The organism is Armatimonadota bacterium, assembly GCA_031432545.1.
Lineage (GTDB): Bacteria > Sysuimicrobiota > Sysuimicrobiia > Sysuimicrobiales > Sysuimicrobiaceae > Caldifonticola > Caldifonticola tengchongensis.
In genome coordinates, this window is the sequence record JAVKGX010000001.1 from 86,915 (window position 1) to 104,328 (window position 17,414).

The window sequence follows — 17,414 nt, forward strand, 5'->3', positions numbered from 1 at the left end:
GCCAATATGGACCGGGCAGCAAGTCCCCAAACAGCGACGCACGCCGGACCGCCACTCAGCATCGACCAGCTCCTGGCCATCCGACCGGCGGTGCTGCCGGAGGCACCCCAGTGGGCGCCGGACGGCTCGGCGATTCTGTTCGTGTCCGCGATGTCGGGCGAACCGGATCTGTGGACGGTGTCCCCGTCGGGCGGACTGCCGACCCGCCTGACGACCGGGATGGGCGAGATCCCTTTCTTGGGCGCGCGGATGCCGCAGTGGTCGCCCACCGGTGATTGCATCGCTTACATCTCCGCCAAGAGCGGGACGCCGGAGATCTGGCTTTGGACCGGCCGCGGTCCGGACCGGCGGCTGACGCGTCTGGGTGCTGCGATCGAGGCCTTCCGCTGGGCCCCCGACGGGCGTGCGATCGTGCTGGCCGGCAACCGCTACGGCCAGTACGACATCTACCGCGTGGCCGTCCCCTCGGGCGAGGCGACCCGTTTGACGCGCGATCCGCGTTACGAGGTGTACCCTGCGTTCACTCCCGACGGCCGCATCGTCTACGTACGGCTCAATGAGGCGTGGACCGATCACGACGTGGTGCTGATGGATGCCGACGGAGGCAACGCTCGCGTCGTGGTGCGCGACACGGATATGTTCGACTACCACTACGGCCGTACCTTCGGAACGCCGCAGCCATCGCCGGATGGAACCCACCTGCTGATCCGCTCCCAGCGGTCGGGTTGGTTCAACTACTACATCGCACCGCTGGCCGGCGGAGACCTGCGCCCCGTGGCCGCGGCCGCCGCCGATCAGAGCGACGCCGTCTGGTCGCCCGACGGGAGGTCGGTGGCCTACGTCGAGAACCACGACGGCACGCTGCAGATCCGGATCGCTCCGGCCTCCGGAGGCGAACCGCGGGTGCTGGTCGATCCCGACGAGGGCGTGTGTTCGTTTCCGCAGTGGTCGCCCGACGGTGCCCGGATCTGCTACCTCTTCCAGACCACGACGGCTCCGCAGGACCTGTGGGTCGTGGATGTGGACAGCGGACAGACCCGTGCGCTGACCACGTCGGTGCCGGCCTGGGCCGCCCCAGCGCTGGTGCGACCGAAAAAGGTCCGCTATCCGACCGACGACGGGCTGACGATCTCGGCCTATCTGTACCCCGGCCGGGGTCTGGGACCGGGCGAGAAGAGTCCGGGAATCCTGTGGATCCACGGCGGTCCCACCTCGCAGTTCCTCGACACCTTCCAGCCGTCGGTGCAGTTCTTCGCCGGCCAGGGCTACTCGGTGCTGCTGCCCAACATCCGCGGCAGCTCCGGCTACGGGCGCGCGTTCGAGGACCTCAACAACAGGGACTGGGGCGGAGGTGACCTGCGCGACGCGATCGCCGGAAAACGGTACCTGGCCACCTTACCCGAGGTGGACCCCGACCGCACCGGCATCACGGGCACCAGCTACGGCGGCTGCCTGACGATGTCGGCGGTCTGCTACGCGCCGGAGGAATTTCAGTGCGCGGTGGCGTGTTCGGGCTATGCGAACTGGGTGCGCCACTACCGCGAACTGGAACTGCGGCACATCAAACTCCTAGAGTACGAGTTCGGTGGACCGCTTCAGGGCAACGAGGACGTCTACTACCGGTGCTCGCCCATCTACAAAGTCTCGCAGGCGACGACGCCGTGCTTCGTCCTGCACGGGGAAGGGAAGTGGCCGTGGAGCGACGCCGGGTTGGAGTTCGCCCGGGCGCTGGAGCGGGAGTACAAGACCTTTCGATACAAGGTCTACCCGAACGAGAACTACTACGTGCTCTCCACACCCAACGTCCGGCAGATGCTGCTGGACATGCTGGAGTGGTTCGACCTCTACCTCCGCGACCGCGCACCCGCCGGAGGCGGACACGGCGGCCAGCGAACACGCGGATGGACCGGCCCGGTCAGTCGGGATGTGGCGGAGTGAGCGGGGGGCCCGCGGCCCCGCGAACCGGATCACTCGGCGCCCTCGTCAGTGCACAGCCGCTCGAGCCGGTCGAGTTGATCGCCGCTGCCGATCGCCAGCAGGCGGTCTCCGCGCCGGAGCGGCTGCTCAGGCTCGGGGTTGATGACCTCGCGGCCCTCGTGCACCACGCTGACGACCACCGCGCCCGTGCGCTCCGGGATCCGGGCCCGCCACAGCGGACGGTCGGCGACCTGCGGGCTGCGGATCACGATCTCCCGCGCCTCCAGCCGCCCCGCGGGCTCCGGCCCATCACCCTCGTCCGCCCCCGGCCACCTGCTGCGGGCCTGCTCCAGATAATGGCGGACCTGCGGGCGGTCCACCCCCAGCCGCACCAGGCTGTGGCCGACGATCGTGAGCGCCGCCTCGACCTCGGGCTGGATGACTTCGGTGGCGCCGGCTTCGACCATCGACGCCCGATGCCGCTCCTGGTGGACCCGAGCAAGGATCGGCAGGTCCGGGCGCATCTGTCGCGCCGCTCGCACACACCGGTGAGCAGTCTGGAACTCCGGGATCGCGACGACGAGGAGTTCGGCGCGGTCGACTGCGGCCCGCTGCAGGACCGCGGGATTGCCCGCGTCGCCGAAGACCGCGCCCGCACGCCGCGCACGGGCCGCCCGCAGGGCCTCCGGATCCAGATCCACGACGACGTAGGGTAGGCCGAAGGCGTCGAGTGCGTCGGCGACGCCCCGCCCGACCCGCCCGAAGCCGCAGACGACCACGCGCGGGCTGGCCGTCACCGCGGCCGATGGCGCCTCCCGCGCGGGCTCCAGACCCGCGATCCGACGCTCCAGCCAGGAGGGCACGCGCCGGAAGAGCAGCGCGTTCAGCAGGATCGTCAGCAGCGAGGAGGCCAAGACGGCCTCGTACACCGCTGTGCTGACCAGACCCTGAGCGCGGCCCAGACCGGCGAGGATGTAGGAGAACTCACCGATCTGGGTGAGGCCCAGACCCGCCAGGATGGCCGTGCGCGCGCCGTATCCGGCGGCCCGGACGATGACGGACCACACCAAGAACTTGCCGACAGTGATCAGCACGACCAGCAGGACGACCACCTGCGCCTCTGCGAGCAGGGAGGCGGGGCGGACGAACGTCCCGATCGAGACGAAGAACACCGCCACGAAGATGTCGCGCACGGGCAAGATCCGCGCGAGGGCCTCGTGCGCGAACTCGGACTCGCTGATCACCAGTCCGGCCAAGAAGGCCCCCAAAGCCAGAGAAAGCCCCAGGCCCGCGGTCAGCGTCGCGGTACCGATGGCCATCGCGAGGGTGACCATCAGGAACAGCTCCATGTTGCGCGTGCGCGCGACCCGCGCCAGCACCTTGGGGACGACCCGGCGGGCCAGCCACAGCAGCGGGATCAACAGCAAAGCCGCCTGCAGCAGGCCGCGGCCGAACAGCGCCAGCCGGTGCTCGCCGCCGAGCGCCAGCACCGGCAGCAGGATGGTCATCGCGACCACCGCCAGATCCTCAACCAGGGTGATGCCGACGGCGACGCGGCCGTGCGGGGCACCCAGCTCGCCGCGCTCCTGGAGGAACTTGATGAGGACCATGGTGCTGGCCACGCTGATCGCACCGCCCACGACGAGCGACTGGGCAAGCGGCCAGCGCAGCAGCCAGCCGACACCCACGGTCAGCAAGACGGTCAGCGCGATGCCTGCAGGACCCCCCAGCAGGGCCACACGCCGCACGCGGAACAGTTCGCGGATCGAGAACTCGACACCCGCCGAAAACAACAGCAGCACGACGCCGATCTCCGCGAACAGTTCGAACGCGCGGACGTCCGTGACCGTAGGACCCGGCGTGAAGGGACCGACCGCAATACCCCCGAGGATGTAGCCGACGATCAGCGGCTGCCGGAGCGCATGGGCCAGCAGTCCCCCACCGAGGGCGGCCAGCATGAGCAGCCCGAGATCGGCAAACAGCCGGGCGGCATGGGCTTCCACACTTCTTTCATATCACGGCGCTGGTTTGACGGCCTTCGGCGGCGTCCGGTAGCCTGAGGACGATCCGGTTCGTCGCGCAGATGTCCACCGCTCTTCTTTGGGTCCCTCTGATTCCGATCGTCGGCGCCGCGTTCATCGCCCCGCTGTCGAGGCGGGCGGCCGCTGCGGGGGCGCTGGGGGTCTGCGCCGTCACCCTGGCCCTATTGGGTGCCCTCTCGCGACAGGCTCTGCCGGTTTCGGCGGGCGCACAGTGGTTGCCCGCCCTCGGCGTGCGCTACGCGCTGGCCTTGGACGGGCTGGGGTCGGTGTTCTCGCTGCTCATCGCGGGCGTGGGCATCCTCATCGTCGCGTACGCGATCGGCTATCTGCCCAAGGAAGCGCGGCTGGGCACGTTCTTCGCGTTCTTGATGCTGTTCATGGGATCGATGCTGGGGCTGGTGCTGGCCGACGACCTGATCGTCCTGTACGTCTTCTGGGAGCTGACGTCGGTCGCGTCGTTTTTGCTCATCGGCTTCCACCACGAAGACCCCGAAAGCCGCCGGTCGGCGATCCGTGCGCTGGTCGTCACGGTCCTGGGCGGTCTCGCCATGCTCGCGGGAATCGTGCTGATGGGTACCACCGCCGGCACGTTCGCCGTCTCGGCGCTCGTCGGGCGGGCCGACGCGGTGCAGGCCAGCACGGTGTACCCATGGATCGTCGGCCTCCTGCTGGCCGGCGCGTTCACGAAGTCGGCGCAGGTTCCGTTTCACTTCTGGCTGCCCTCCGCGATGGTCGCACCCACTCCGGTGAGCGCCTACCTGCACTCGGCCACGATGGTCAAAGCCGGAGTGTTCCTGCTGCTGCGCCTGGGCCCCGTACTCGGCGGAACCCAAACGTGGAGCGCCTGGGTGGTCCCGGTCGGGATGGCCACGTTCCTGTTCGCCGCTGCGGTCGCCGTCTTCCAGGACGACCTGAAGGCGCTGCTGGCCTATGCGACGGTGAGTGCGCTCGGCCTGGCGACGGCACTGGCCGGGACGGGCACGGTCGCCGGCCGCGACGCGGCGTTGCTGGTCTTGCTCACGCACGCCGCCTACAAGGGCACCCTGTTCTTGGTGGCCGGCGCCGTGGAGCACGAAACCCACAGCCGTTCGATCCGCCGGCTCGGTGGCCTGGCCCGGACGATGCCGATCACCGCCGTGCTGTCCGGCGCAGCGGCGATGTCGATGCTGGGGATCCCGGGGTTTGGGGGGTTTTGGGCCAAGGAAGCCGCGTCTGCAGCTCTGCCGACCGTCGAGGCCGCGCTGCTGTCGGCGGGGTCGGTCTTCACCGCCGCGTACGGCTTCCGGTTTTTGTCCATCTTCTGGAGGCCGCCGGACGCCGAGCCGGGCGCCCACGACGCGCCGACGCTGTTGGCGCCGGCCGCCGTGCTGGCGGCGACCGGTGTGCTGTTCGGGTTGTGGCCCGCGTCGCTGGAGCAGGTCGTCGCGCCCGTTGCGGGGACGGTGAACCTGTGGCATGGCCTCAAGCCCGACAAGCTCGGTCTGACGATCCTCACGCTGGCGTTGGGGGCCGCGCTCGCGCGGTGGGGGAGCGCGCCGGCGCTGCCCGTCGAAGGCGGCAGGATCTTCGATCGCTGGATGGACATGCTGATGGCGTTCGCAAAGTTCCTCGCCCGGCGGACGATCACCGGTGTCCTGCGCGACTACCTCGCCGCGGTGCTGGTGACCGCGATCGCCGGGGCGGGCTTCGCACTGTGGCGCTTCGGGGACTGGTCGGGCACGGATCCCTTCCGTCCCTTTCCCCACGAGGTCATGGTGGTCGTCCTCGCCATCGCGGCGGTCGTCACCGCGACGGTCGTGCGCAGTCTCGTGGCCGTCGTGATCGCGCTGGGCGCGGTCGGCTACACCGTCGCGCTGCTGTTCCTCTCCTTGCTGGCACCCGATCTGGCTCTGACGCAGGTCCTCGTCGAGACCGTCACCTTGGTCCTGTTCCTGACCGTCGTGACGCACCTGCTCACCCCCGACGAGCCCAACCGCCACCCGGGGATGGCGGTCGACGCGCTGCTGGCGGTGGGAGCCGGACTGACCGCCGCGGGCCTGGCATCCCAGATCCTACGCCGGTCCGAAGACACGCGGCTGGCGACGTTCTTCGCGGAACACGCACAGGCCGCCGGCGGCACGAATCTGGTGAATCTGATCCTCGTGGACTTCCGCGGTCTGGACACGCTCGGCGAGATCACCGTCTTGGGCATCGCGGCGCTGGGGGTGTTCGCCCTGGCGCAACGGCGGAGGCCGAGATGACCTCCCCGATCCTGCAGACGGTCACCCGCTGGGTCACGCCCGCGATCGTGGCCTACTCCTGGTACCTCCTGCTGTCGGGGCACTACAGCCCCGGCGGCGGGTTCGTGGCGGGGTTGATGACGGCGCTCGCCGTGATCGTCTGGACCCTCGCGTTCGGCCCGGACGTGTTCCGCAGACGGTGGCTGCGCGGCGTGTCGGCTGGGCTGCTGCTCGCGGCGGGAACGGGCATCGGGGCGATCCTGGCGGGCGAACCCTTCCTGACGCACGCGCTGGTGTCTTTGGGAGGCCTGAAACTGTCGACCTCGTTGCTGTTCGAGATGGGCGTCTACCTCACCGTGGCGTCCGCCGTGCTGGCCGCAGTACAGGCCCTGACCGGGGTCCGGCGGTGAGGATCCTCCTGCCGGCGCTCATCGGGCTGCTGGTCGGCTCCGGCGTCTGGTTGCTGCTCGGGCGTCAGCTCCTGCGTCAAGTGATCGGGTTGGTGCTGATCAGCCACGCCGCCAACCTCATGCTCCTCGCCGCCGGCGGCGTCCGGCGCGGCAGTCCGCCGATCCTCGGCAACCCCGCGCCGCTGGCCGACCCGCTGCCGCAGGCGCTGATCTTGACCGCGATCGTGATCGGCTTCGGTGTGATCGCCTTCGTCCTGGCGCTGGGGTACCGCATGCACGCGTTCGAGGAGGAGCCGTGAACGCCCCCGTGGTCCCGGTCGTCCTCCCGCTGCTCACAGGTGCCATGCTCGCCGCGGTCGGGCGGCGGCGGCTGCGGTGGACAATCAGCCTGGCGTCAGCCGCCTTGACGCTGGCGGCGTCGGTGCGACTCGTCGGAGCCGTGAGGGAAGCCGGCATCCACGTCGTGCCGCTGGGGAGCTGGCCGCCCCCGTTCGGCATCCCGTTCGTCGCGGACATGCTGGCCGCCTTGATGTGTGCCATCGCCAGCTTCGTGGCGCTCGTCACGCTGCTGTTCGTGGCCGCCGAACCCGATCCGCGGCGGGAGCGCTTCCTACACGCCGGTTGGCACCTGCTGCTGGCGGGGATGAACGGCGCGTTTCTGACCGGCGACCTGTTTAACCTGTACGTGTTCTTCGAGATCATGCTGCTCGCATCGTACTTCTTGCTGACGCTCGGCAACACGCGCGCACAGGCCCGCGAGGCGTTCACCTACGTGGCCATGAACCTCACGGCCTCCGCCTTCTTCCTCATCGCGGTCGCGCTGCTGTATTCGGCGACCGGCACGTTGAACATGGCCGACCTGGCGCGCCGCCTGCCCGAGGCTCCCCCGGCGACCGCGCGCGCCGGACTCGCCCTGCTGGCCACGGCGTTCGGTGTCAAGGCGGCGGTCTTCCCCCTGTACTTCTGGTTGCCACACGCCTACGCGATCCCCCCCGGCGGCGTCGCCGCATACTTCGGCGGCATGCTCACGAAGGTCGGCGTGTATGCGCTGTTCCGACTGTTCACGACGATCCAACCGTTGGGGGGGGCCGATCCGCTGCTGCTGGTGGTCGGGGGGTTCACCATGACACTGGGTGTGCTGGGAGCGCTGGCGCAGGAGGAGATTCGGAGGATCCTGTCTTTCCACATCGTCAGCCAGATCGGCTACATGGTGATGGCGCTGGGGCTGCAGACACCGCTGGCCCTGGCGGCCGGGATCTTCTTCGTCTTGCACAACATCGGAGCCAAGACGTCTTTGCTCCTCGTCGGCGCCGCGGTCGAGCGCGCCTACGGCAGTGGGAAACTGGAGGCGGTGGGGGGTCTGGCCGGACGGCACCCGGCCCTGGGCATCTTGTTCGTCGTCGCGGCGCTCTCGCTGGCGGGCGTACCGCCCTTCAGCGGTTTTTTGGGCAAGTTCGCGCTGGTGCGGGCGGGCCTGGAAGCCGACCAGGCCCTGGTCACCGCCGTGGCGATCGCCGTCAGCTTGCTCACGTTGCTGTCGATGGTGAAGATCTTCGTGAACGTCTTCTGGGGAGCGCCGGTCGCTCCCCGGAGGCCCGTGCGCTTCCCCACACTCGCGCCCGTGGCCGCCATCGCGGCGCTGTCGGTCGCCTGGGGCCTGGGTGGGCAGAGTCTGTTCGACCTGACCGAGATCGCCGCGCGGCACCTGCTGGATCCGGCCGAGTACGGCGGCGCGGTGCTGGGGCGCTAGGAGGGTTCGATGCGCAGGGTCTGGGCGTTCGCGCGCCTCGTACTGACCGTCACCGTCCAGATGATCCGGGCCAACCTGATCATGGCAGCGATCATCCTCAATCCGCGACGGCGCATCCGTCCCGGGCTGATCCGCCTGCCCCTGGAGGTCCGTACGGACCTCGCCATCACCACCCTGGCGAACATCATCACCCTGATCCCGGGCACGATGACCGTGGATCTCACGGCCGACCGCAGAGCCCTGATCGTCCACGTCTTCGACCTCCCCGATGCGGACGCCGAGGTCCGGACGATCAAGCGGAATCTGGAGGCCGTCGTCCGGGAGGTCTTCGAGTGATCGCAGAGATGGCCTCGGTGGCCCTCGTGGCCCTGCACGTCGCCGTTGCGTGCTGTGTGGCCGTGCTGGCCCTCGGTCCGGACTTCGCAGACCGCGTCGTCGCGACGGATACTCTGGTGCTGGCCTTGATCAACATCGTCGTCACCGTGGACGTCCTGGTGGGCACCCGCCACTTCCTGGACGTAGCGGTCGTGCTGGCCGCGCTGAGCTTCGTCGCCACGATCGCGGCCGCGCAGTTCATCCATCGCGGAGGACCCCTTGCCTGACTTCGTCGCGGGTGTGTTCTTGCTGGCCGGCGCCGCGTTCACCCTCATCGCCAGCTTCGGCCTGCTGCGGTTTCGTGACACGTTCAGCCGGTTGCAGGTCTCCAGCAAGGTGGCCACGCTGGGGACCGCGTGCGCGCTGATCGGCTCGCTGGCGAACTTCGGCTGGGGGTTGAAGGAAGTCGCGGTGATCGTCTTTCTGTTCCTGACCGTCCCGGCGGGGGCTCACATCCTGTCCAAGGCCATCTACCGGGCAGAAGGAGAACCGGCGGAGGAGGGCGGTGTTGAGCAAGATGGATGAAGAAGTCCTCGTCGTGCCGCGCAACACCCTCCTCGCGGAGGGGACGTTTTGCGGGATGCGCCCACCTCTGCCGGTCTACCTGGAGCGCATCCGCTCCGGCGCTTTCTTCCGACGGCGCGGCGCGGTCGAAGACGACCCGTCCCTCAAGCAGATCATCCCCTACGTCGTGGTCCGGCGCGGCGAGACGATCTTTCTGTTCCGGCGCACGGATCGGGGTGGCGACGTGCGGCTCCACCACCGCTATTCAATCGGCATCGGCGGCCACGTCAACCGCTCCGACGTCGCCGGCGTGGACCCGATCGAGGCGGCGCTTGCGCGCGAGGCCGAAGAGGAACTCGTCTTTCAACGGCCTTGGACGGCGCGTCTGGTCGGCGTGCTGAACGACGACCGCAACCCGGTGGGGCGGGTCCACTTCGGGCTCGTGTACGAGGCGCATACCGACGGGGAGGTGTCGGTGCGGGAGACGGACGTGCTTGCCGGCGCGTTCGTGCCGGTGTCGGTCGTCCGGGAGCAGTACGACCGGATGGAGACGTGGTCGCAGCTCGTGATGGAGGGCATGGGGTGGCGGTGAGACCGCCGATTGCCGACCATGAAGCCACGACCTTTGAGGGAACCTCCTTCTCGCTGCCGCGGCGCGGCCTCGACCTGCGGCGTACGCTGGAGTGCGGGCAGGTGTTTCGCTACCGGTGGGCCGACGGCACCGCGGTCATCGTCGCCGGCGCCGCGGTGCTGCGCGTCCGTTCGGACCGATGGCGTCTGCACGTACGAAGCCGCATGCCGGCGGAGCACGTCGAGCGCTACCTGTGGGGTTGGGGCCCGATTCGGCCGTTGGAACGCGACCTCGCGCGCGATCCGGTCCTCGCGGCCGTCCTGCCGCACACCCGGGGCATCTCCATTCTCGGGCAGGATCCGTGGGAGACGCTGGCCACCTTCGTGATCTCTCAGAACAACAACATCCCCAAGATCCGCCTCAGCGTGGACCGGCTGTGCGCAGCGCTGGGCGAGCCCTCGGGGACGGGGCAAGACGCCTACTTTGCGTTCCCGGATCCTGCTCGCCTGGCGGATGCTCCGGAGCGGTTGCTGCGCGATGCGGCCGTCGGCTACCGCGCCCCGTACCTTCGCGCATTGGCACGTCGCATCGCCGAGGGCGATCCGACCCTGGAGGACCTGGCGGCCGCACCGTTCGACCGGGCGCGCGCGGCGCTGCTGGACCTGCCCGGCGTTGGCGAGAAGGTCGCCGAGTGCGTACTGCTGTTCGGGCTGGGACACCGCCAGGCGTTCCCGGTCGACGTGTGGGTGCAGAGGGCGGTCGAATCCCTCTACTTCGGCGGGCACCGGCGGAGACCGCGGGACATCCAGACCTTCGCCCGGGACCGTTTCGGTCCGCTGGCCGGACTAGCCCAGCAACACCTATTCCACTTCGCGCGGATCGTCCGCCGTAGCGCTGTCTGACCTGCGCGCGTGCTCGCGCTGCGGGGGCCGGCTCGAAGTCCGGGCATTCGGTCGCTCCCGCCACCCCGGTGTGTGCGGGATGCGGGTTCGTCCTGTGGCAGAACCCCAAGCCGTGCGTGAACGCCCTCATCGTGCGGGATAGCGCCGGATCGGGGGGCGGAACCCGCCACAAAGTGCTCCTGACGCGGCGGGCGGTGGAGCCACACAAGGGCATGTGGGACACCCCCGGCGGCTTCGTCGACATCGGAGAGCTGACCGAAGAGGCAGTGATCCGCGAGTGCGCGGAAGAACTCGGCGTCGAGGTGCGAATAAGGGGGCTGGTGAGCATCTCGGCCGACACCTACGGCGGCGAGCACACCCTGGTGCTGTCGTACTGGTGCGAGCTGGGCTCCGGCGAGCCGCATCCGGCTGACGACGTGGACGCGGTCGCCTGGTTTCCCGTCAGCTCCCCGGCCCCGCTGGCCTTCCGCAACGGGCAAGAAGCGATCCGCGCGTTGCGCGGTCTGCTGGACGATCCGCAGACCGCCCCCCGTTAACGAGCCGCCCTGTGCCGCACCGTCAGGACCGGCACGTCGCTGTGGCGCACGACGTGTTCGGCCACGCTGCCAAAGAGCACGCGGGCCAGTCCACTCCGCCCGTGCGTGCCCATCACAATCACGTCCGCCCGTTCGTGCGCAGCCACCTCCACGATCTTCGGGCCCGGGGTCCCGTCCACGAGGAGAGTGCGGGCGTGACGGAATGCGGCGCTGACGCGCGCGATCTCGCCCTCGGCCTGCCGGCGAACCTGCTGGAGGATCTCTGTGACCGCCTGGGGGTCTGCCCCGGCGGCCGGCACCGGGCCGAGGGGAGGCACGGCCGGTGCGACCGCCACCGTGTCGATCACGTGGAGCACCAGCGCCTCCGCGCCGAACGCCTCCTGGAGCGTTCGGGCCCACTCGAGCGCCGCCGACGATGCCTCCGAGAAATCCGTGGGAACGAGGATCCGCGAAATCTTCATCCCTTTGCCTCCTGGGTGCTTCTGCACGCCTACGCCACGACCTCGATCCATCCCTCCCCCGAATCCAGGACCTCACCCACCTCCGCGGCCACGCGGACGCCGCGCGCGGTCAGTGCCGCCCGCAACGCCCCGATACGCTCGGGCGCCACGGCGATGAGCAGACCCCCGCTTGTCTGCGCATCGCACAGGAGCACACGGGCTTCCTCGGACACGGCATCGCTCCAGCGCACGTAGCCTTCGGCCGCGGCACGGTTGCGCTGACTGCCGCCGGGCACCACGCCCGCCCGCGCCAGCACCCACGCCTCCTCCAGAACCGGCACGGCCCCTACCCGCAGCCGTGCGGCCACCCGCGACGCCTCCGCCATCTCCCGCAGATGCCCGATCAGACCGTACCCGGTGACGTCGGTGCACGCGTGCACGCCGACTGCGAGCATCGCGGCAACCGCGGGCCCATTGAGCTGGAGCATGACCTGCGTTGCGGATTCCACCGTCTCCTCCGACGTGCGTCCGTACTTGATGCCGGTCGTGACGACGCCGAGTCCGATCGGCTTGGTGAGCACCAGGCGGTCGCCCGGTCGAGCGCCGGCGTTCGTCACGATGCGATCGGCGGCTGTGAACCCGGTCACCGCATACCCGAACTTCACCTCGCGGTCTTCGATCGAGTGACCGCCGCCGATCACCACGCCCGCCTCGGTCATCTTGTCCGCACCGCCCCGTACGATCTGAACGACGACCTCCCGGGACAGGTGCGCCCGCGGGTACGCCAGGAAGTTCAGGGCGAGCGCCGGATCCGCTCCCATGGCGTAGATGTCGGACAGGCTGTTGGCCGCAGCGATCGCCCCGTAGGCGTACGGGTCGTCCACGAAGGGGGTGAAGATGTCGAGGGTCTGTACCAGCACCCGATCCCCGCTCACGCGGTAGACGGCCGCGTCGTCGCGTGTGCGCAGTCCGACCAGCGGCCGCGAATCGGCCGCGGCCGGCAGGTTGGCCAAGATGGCGGCCAGGTCCTCCGGACCCAGTTTCGACGCTCAGCCGGCGCAGTCCACCAGGCTGGTGAGCCGCACCCGCTCCCGCTCGGTCACCGTCCGTTCCTCCTTTCGCAGACGCACTCCCATTGTACGGCCTGCTGCGGCGGCACGACCGGGGCGCCGTGGGCGGGAGGCTTGGGGCGACCCGCGCGGCCAGGTATAGTGGATGTGGAATGCTCAACGTGCACCAGCTCAAGATCTTCCACACGGTGGCGCGGGCGGGATCTTTCTCCCGCGCGGCGGAAGAGTTGCGCATCACGCAGCCGTCCGTGAGCATCCAGGTGCGCGAACTGGAACGGACGTTGGGCGTAGAGTTGTTCGACCAGATCGGCAAGCGGATCTTCTTGACCGAGGCCGGGCGCGTGCTGGACGAGTACGCGGTACGCGTGCTGGGCCTGCTGCAGGAAGCCGAGGCCGCGATCCGCGATCTCCGGGGGCTTGCTGGAGGGACCCTGCGCGTGGGTGCCAGCAACACGCCGGGTACGTACCTGCTGCCCCCGCTGCTGGGCGAGCTGCGCCGGCGCGTCCCCGACGCGGAGATCACGCTCGACATCGCCGGTACCCGGCGCGTCCACGAGCGCATTCTGCGCAACGAACTCGACGTCGGTGTCGTCGGCACGGGCATGCGGCACGATTCCCTGGTCGCCTTCCCCTACCGCAGCGATGAGATGGTGACCATCGCCGCCCCCGACAGCCCGTTGGCGCATCGCGGGGAAGTCCGCGCGGCCGACGTCCTCCGCGAGCGGCTGATTTTGCGCGAGCGCGGCAGCGGCACGCGCGAGGCGGTGGAGCAGGCGTTCCGCTCGCTCGGTCTCGTTCCCTCGCCCGCCATGGAGATTTCGAGCAACGAGACGATCGTCAATGCCGTGGCCGCCGGCTTGGGGGTCGGGATCGTCTCACAACTCGCCGTCGAGGACACCCAGCGTGCCGGGCGCGTCCGGGTCATACCGGTGGCCGACCTGAGGGCCGTGCGCACGCTGTGGGTCGTGCGACACCGCGAGAAGCGGCTGACGTCGCTGCTGCGGGCCTTCCTCGAGATGCTGGGCGACCCGCAGCTCGTACAGGCGGCCGGGTCCGGCCTCACCGACGCGGGCCTGCGCTAGGGTCTTGCCGTTCGAGATCCTCGAGCACACCGCCGAGGTCGGCCTGCGGGCCGAGGCTCCCACGCTGCCCGCGCTGCTGGCCGACCTGGGCATGGGCCTGTTCTCCCTGATCACCGACGTGCAGACGGTGCGCCGCGTCCGGACTTGGGATGTCGAGGTGGCTTCCCCGGACCTGCCGTCTGTTGTGGTGGACTGGCTGAATGAGTTGCTGTTTTTGCATGCGCGGGACGGCGCGCTGGCCGCAGAGGTCTGCGTCCACGAGGTCTCGCCGACCCACCTGCATGCCACACTGCACGGGGAGCCCTTCGACCCGCAGCGTCACCCGCGCGGCATCGAGGTCAAGGCTGCCACCTACCACCAGCTCCGGGTCGACTCCGTTGACGGGACCTGGACGGCGGTGGTCTATCTGGACATCTGACAGGCAGCCACGGTATCGTACGGAATAACCCGGCCGCGTGGCCCTTCAGACGAACGCGACGAAGGGGACGGGTTCGCGGCGGCCGCAAAGCGAGCCGGCGGTGGGTGCGAGCCGGCCGGTGGCTGCGGACGTTTCCATCCTCCGAGCTCCGGCGAGAGCCGGCGGGCGCGCCCGTGACAGCGACAAAGAGCGCCGTGGTCGGGTCGACGGCAAAGCGCGAGCCATCGCGGGACCGTCGCCCGATCCCGGAAGCAGAGTGGCACCGCGGGAGGCCTCCCGTCTCTGAGCAGACGTCGGAGGCATTTTCGTTGGGGGCAGGAGGACCCAAGATGGCTTCCTGCAGCGGGCGGCAACCCGCCGCAGGTCTACGGAGGTGCACCGTGGATGAGTTGTTGCTGATTCCCGGACCGACGCCCGTTCCCCGGTCCGTGCGCGAGGCGCAGGCACGCCCGATGATGAACCACCGCAGCGAGCCGTTCGCCCAGATCCTGCGCGAGGTGCTCGACGGGTTGCGGTGGCTGTGCGTCACACAGCAACCCGTGCTGCCGTACGCATCCTCCGGCACGGGCGCCCTGGAGGCGGCGGTGACGAACGTGCTCTCGCCCGGCGATCGCGTGCTGGCGCTGGTCTGCGGCGCGTTCGGAGACCGCTTCGCCCGCATCGCCCAGGCGTACGGCGCCGAGGTTCGGAGGATCGACACAAAGTGGGGCACGGCGGTTCCGCCCGAACGGGTCGGTGACGCGCTGGAACGGGACGAATACCGGGCCGTGCTCGTCACGCACAACGAGACGTCCACCGGCGTGCAGAACGATCTGGCGGCCATCGCCGCCGCCCGCAAGGACCATCCAGCCCTGCTGCTCGTGGACGCGGTGTCATCGCTGGGGGCGATCCCGCTGGAGATGGACGCCTGGGGTGTCGACGTCGTCGCCAGCGCGTCGCAGAAAGCGCTTCGGTGCCCGCCGGGTGTGGCCTTCGTCGCAGCGAGCGAACGGGCCTGGGCGGCGCACCGCCAAGCCCGCATGCCCCGCTACTACTGGGACTTCTCGATCACGCGCAACGCCCTGGAGCAGCGCCTCACGCAGACGCCCTTCACGCCCCCGGTCTCCCTCTTCTACGCGCTTCAGGAGGGGCTGCGCCTGATCCGCGACGAGGGCCTGCCCGAGGGCTTCGCGAGGCACCGTCTGCTCAGCCGGGCCACCCGCGCGGGCATCGAGGCGATGGGGCTGCGGCCGGTCGCCGAAGCCGGCTGCGCGTCGTGGGCGGTCACCGCGGTCTGGCTCCCAGAGGGTATCTCCGCCGGGCAGGTCGTCGGCCCCATGCGCGACCGATACGGCATCGTCCTGGCTGGCGGGCAGGGCCAACTGGAGGGCAAGGTGTTCCGCATCGGCCATCTCGGCGCTGTCTACCCCGCCGACATCCTGCGGTGCATGGAGGCGCTCGAACGCGTGCTGCGCTCTCTCGGTCTAGCGGTGCCGGAGGCAGCCGGCGTGCGTGCCGCCCAACGGGTTTTCGACGAGGAGGCCGCGGGGGTCGCGTGAAGACGGCACACCGCTTTGCGCCCATCGCGGATCGACCGCTCACGTCCGACGGCGAGCCTTTCCGCGTGCTCGTCACCGACGACATCGGGCAGGCCGGGCTGCAGCATCTGCAGGCCCGCACCCACCTCGAAGTCCGTTCGGATCTGGAAGAAGACGCGCTCATCGCGCACATCGGCGGTCGCGACGCGCTGGTCGTCCGCAGCCGGACGCGCGTCACGCAGCGCGTCATTGAAGCCGCAGACCGCTTGCGGGTGATCGTACGCGCCGGCGTGGGCACCGACAACATCGACCTCGATGCGGCCACGCGGGCCGGCATCTTGGTGATCAACACCCCGGACAGCAGCGTACGCGCGACGGCCGAGCACACGATCGCGATGCTGCTGGCGCTTTGCCGCAACATCCCGCAGGCACACGCCTCCGTCGTCCGTGGGGAGTGGCAGCGCGAGCGCTTCGTGGGCACCGAGATCTACGGCAAGACCCTGGGCGTCGTCGGCCTGGGACGCATCGGCGGGCAGGTGGCGCGCCTTGCCGGTGCGCTGGGCATGCGCGTGATCGCCCACGATCCCTACGTGACCGAAGATCGCGCCGCGCAGTCGGGCGCCACCCTCGTCCCGCTCGATCGGCTGTGGGCGGAATCCGATTTCATCACCCTCCACCTGCCGCTCAACACCCAGACGCGAGGGACGATCGACCGCCACGTGCTGTGGAACATCAAGCCGGGCGTGCGGATCGTCAACTGTGCGCGTGGCGGCCTGATCGACGAGGCAGCGCTGCACGAGGCCCTGGAGGACGGGCGGGTCGCAGGTGCCGCCTTGGATGTCTTCGAATCCGAGCCACCTCTCGACCGGAGGCTGATCGACCACCCCCGTGTGATCGCAACCCCGCACCTGGGGGCGTCCACGCGCGAAGCCCAGGAGGCCATTGGCCTGGACGCGGCCGAGCAACTCCTCCAGGCGCTGGAGGGCCGACTTCCACGGGGGACCGTCAACGTCGCCGCGCTGCGCCCCGAGGCCTGGGAGCGCCTGGCCCCGCACCTGGAGCTGGCGCGGGTGCTCGGCGCCCTCGCGCGCCAGCTCGGCCCCGGGCCGGCTGAGGTCGTGGAGGTACGCCTGGAGGGTGAACTCGCCTCCGCCGAGCCGTCGCTGCTCACCTCGTCCGTGCTGGCTGGCCTGCTCGGAGGCGTCACCGCTCAGACCGTCAATCTCGTCAACGCACCGCTGGTGGCCTCCGAGCGCGGGCTGCGCGTCGTCGAGAGCCGACAGGACAGCAGCGACGACTTCGCCAGCCTCATGGTCGTCACCGCGCGTACGGGCGTGGGGGAACTCTCGCTGGCCGGGACCCTGTTCGGCCACCGCGAGCCGCGCATCGTGCGCATCGGAGAGTATCGCATCGACCTGGCGCCGGCCGCGCACATGCTGTTCGCCTGGAACACCGACCGCCCCGGCATGATCGGGCGCGTCGGCACGATTCTGGGGCGCTTCGGCGTCAACATCGCGGGGATGCACCTGGGCCGCCAGAACCCGGGAGGCGTCGCCGTGATGGTGCTCACCCTGGACGACCCCGTGCCGGCGGCGGCGGTCGCCGAGATCCAGTCCGTAGACGGGATCTACGACGTCAAGGTGGCGCAACTGTAGGGAGTG

18 protein-coding genes are annotated in these 17,414 nt (G+C 69.8%); 15 read left to right on the top strand and 3 right to left on the bottom strand.

What is annotated here, in order from left to right:
• Nucleotides 1-6: 6 nt before the first annotated feature.
• A complete protein-coding gene (locus QN163_00420) occupies nucleotides 7-1,938 on the top strand; it encodes a S9 family peptidase (GenBank protein MDR5682482.1) in 1,932 nt (643 codons plus the stop codon).
• A gap of 29 nt (nucleotides 1,939-1,967) precedes the next feature.
• On the opposite strand, the gene QN163_00425 is transcribed toward QN163_00420, so the two are convergent.
• The gene (locus QN163_00425) at nucleotides 1,968-3,920 is read right to left on the bottom strand and encodes a cation:proton antiporter (GenBank protein ID MDR5682483.1); all 1,953 of its coding nucleotides are present in this window, start codon (nucleotides 3,918-3,920) and stop codon (nucleotides 1,968-1,970) included.
• Between the two features lie 80 nt (nucleotides 3,921-4,000).
• Between QN163_00425 and QN163_00430 the strand changes: the two genes are divergently transcribed.
• From QN163_00430 to QN163_00475, 10 genes are all read left to right on the top strand, one after another.
• The gene (locus QN163_00430) at nucleotides 4,001-6,199 is read left to right on the top strand and encodes a proton-conducting transporter membrane subunit (GenBank protein MDR5682484.1); all 2,199 of its coding nucleotides are present in this window, start codon (nucleotides 4,001-4,003) and stop codon (nucleotides 6,197-6,199) included.
• Nucleotides 6,196-6,588 carry an MnhB domain-containing protein gene (locus QN163_00435; GenBank protein MDR5682485.1) on the top strand — a complete coding sequence of 131 codons (393 nt, stop codon included), beginning with the start codon at nucleotides 6,196-6,198 and terminating at the stop codon, nucleotides 6,586-6,588. Before QN163_00430 ends, QN163_00435 begins: the two co-directional genes overlap by 4 nt.
• Nucleotides 6,585-6,887 (top strand): NADH-quinone oxidoreductase subunit K, encoded by a 303-nt coding sequence (locus QN163_00440; GenBank protein ID MDR5682486.1) that lies wholly within the window; start codon nucleotides 6,585-6,587, stop codon nucleotides 6,885-6,887. Before QN163_00435 ends, QN163_00440 begins: the two co-directional genes overlap by 4 nt.
• Entirely contained in the window at nucleotides 6,884-8,338 is a 1,455-nt protein-coding gene (locus tag QN163_00445) for a proton-conducting transporter membrane subunit (GenBank protein MDR5682487.1), read from the top strand. The genes QN163_00440 and QN163_00445 overlap by 4 nt, the downstream gene beginning before the upstream one ends.
• Nucleotides 8,339-8,347: 9 nt before the next feature.
• On the top strand, nucleotides 8,348-8,674 hold the full coding sequence (locus tag QN163_00450; protein ID MDR5682488.1) for a Na+/H+ antiporter subunit E: 327 nt from the start codon (nucleotides 8,348-8,350) through the stop codon (nucleotides 8,672-8,674).
• Nucleotides 8,671-8,940 carry a monovalent cation/H+ antiporter complex subunit F gene (locus tag QN163_00455; GenBank protein MDR5682489.1) on the top strand — a complete coding sequence of 90 codons (270 nt, stop codon included), beginning with the start codon at nucleotides 8,671-8,673 and terminating at the stop codon, nucleotides 8,938-8,940. The genes QN163_00450 and QN163_00455 overlap by 4 nt, the downstream gene beginning before the upstream one ends.
• On the top strand, nucleotides 8,933-9,238 hold the full coding sequence (gene mnhG / locus QN163_00460) for a monovalent cation/H(+) antiporter subunit G (protein ID MDR5682490.1): 306 nt from the start codon (nucleotides 8,933-8,935) through the stop codon (nucleotides 9,236-9,238). The genes QN163_00455 and mnhG overlap by 8 nt, the downstream gene beginning before the upstream one ends.
• Nucleotides 9,231-9,809 (top strand): NUDIX domain-containing protein, encoded by a 579-nt coding sequence (locus tag QN163_00465; protein ID MDR5682491.1) that lies wholly within the window; start codon nucleotides 9,231-9,233, stop codon nucleotides 9,807-9,809. The genes mnhG and QN163_00465 overlap by 8 nt, the downstream gene beginning before the upstream one ends.
• Nucleotides 9,800-10,690: a DNA glycosylase gene (locus tag QN163_00470; GenBank protein MDR5682492.1), complete on the top strand. Its 891-nt coding sequence runs from the start codon at nucleotides 9,800-9,802 to the stop codon at nucleotides 10,688-10,690. The genes QN163_00465 and QN163_00470 overlap by 10 nt, the downstream gene beginning before the upstream one ends.
• 116 nt (nucleotides 10,691-10,806) lie before the next feature.
• Nucleotides 10,807-11,226 carry an NUDIX domain-containing protein gene (locus tag QN163_00475; GenBank protein ID MDR5682493.1) on the top strand — a complete coding sequence of 140 codons (420 nt, stop codon included), beginning with the start codon at nucleotides 10,807-10,809 and terminating at the stop codon, nucleotides 11,224-11,226.
• On the opposite strand, the gene QN163_00480 is transcribed toward QN163_00475, so the two are convergent.
• On the bottom strand, nucleotides 11,223-11,687 hold the full coding sequence (locus QN163_00480) for a universal stress protein (protein MDR5682494.1): 465 nt from the start codon (nucleotides 11,685-11,687) through the stop codon (nucleotides 11,223-11,225). The two genes, QN163_00475 and QN163_00480, sit on opposite strands and share 4 nt — an antisense overlap.
• Before the next feature lie 29 nt (nucleotides 11,688-11,716).
• On the bottom strand, nucleotides 11,717-12,802 hold the full coding sequence (gene selD, locus QN163_00485; protein MDR5682495.1) for a selenide, water dikinase SelD: 1,086 nt from the start codon (nucleotides 12,800-12,802) through the stop codon (nucleotides 11,717-11,719).
• A gap of 86 nt (nucleotides 12,803-12,888) precedes the next feature.
• Between selD and QN163_00490 the strand changes: the two genes are divergently transcribed.
• From QN163_00490 to serA, 4 genes are all read left to right on the top strand, one after another.
• Nucleotides 12,889-13,818, top strand: coding sequence for a LysR family transcriptional regulator (locus QN163_00490; GenBank protein MDR5682496.1), 930 nt, complete (start codon nucleotides 12,889-12,891; stop codon nucleotides 13,816-13,818).
• 4 nt (nucleotides 13,819-13,822) lie between these two features.
• Nucleotides 13,823-14,236 carry an archease gene (locus QN163_00495; GenBank protein MDR5682497.1) on the top strand — a complete coding sequence of 138 codons (414 nt, stop codon included), beginning with the start codon at nucleotides 13,823-13,825 and terminating at the stop codon, nucleotides 14,234-14,236.
• A 380-nt stretch (nucleotides 14,237-14,616) separates the two neighbouring features.
• The gene (locus tag QN163_00500; GenBank protein ID MDR5682498.1) at nucleotides 14,617-15,774 is read left to right on the top strand and encodes an alanine--glyoxylate aminotransferase family protein; all 1,158 of its coding nucleotides are present in this window, start codon (nucleotides 14,617-14,619) and stop codon (nucleotides 15,772-15,774) included.
• Nucleotides 15,771-17,408, top strand: a complete 1,638-nt coding sequence (gene serA / locus QN163_00505) for a phosphoglycerate dehydrogenase (protein MDR5682499.1) — start codon at nucleotides 15,771-15,773, stop codon at nucleotides 17,406-17,408. The genes QN163_00500 and serA overlap by 4 nt, the downstream gene beginning before the upstream one ends.
• Nucleotides 17,409-17,414 lie beyond the last annotated feature (6 nt).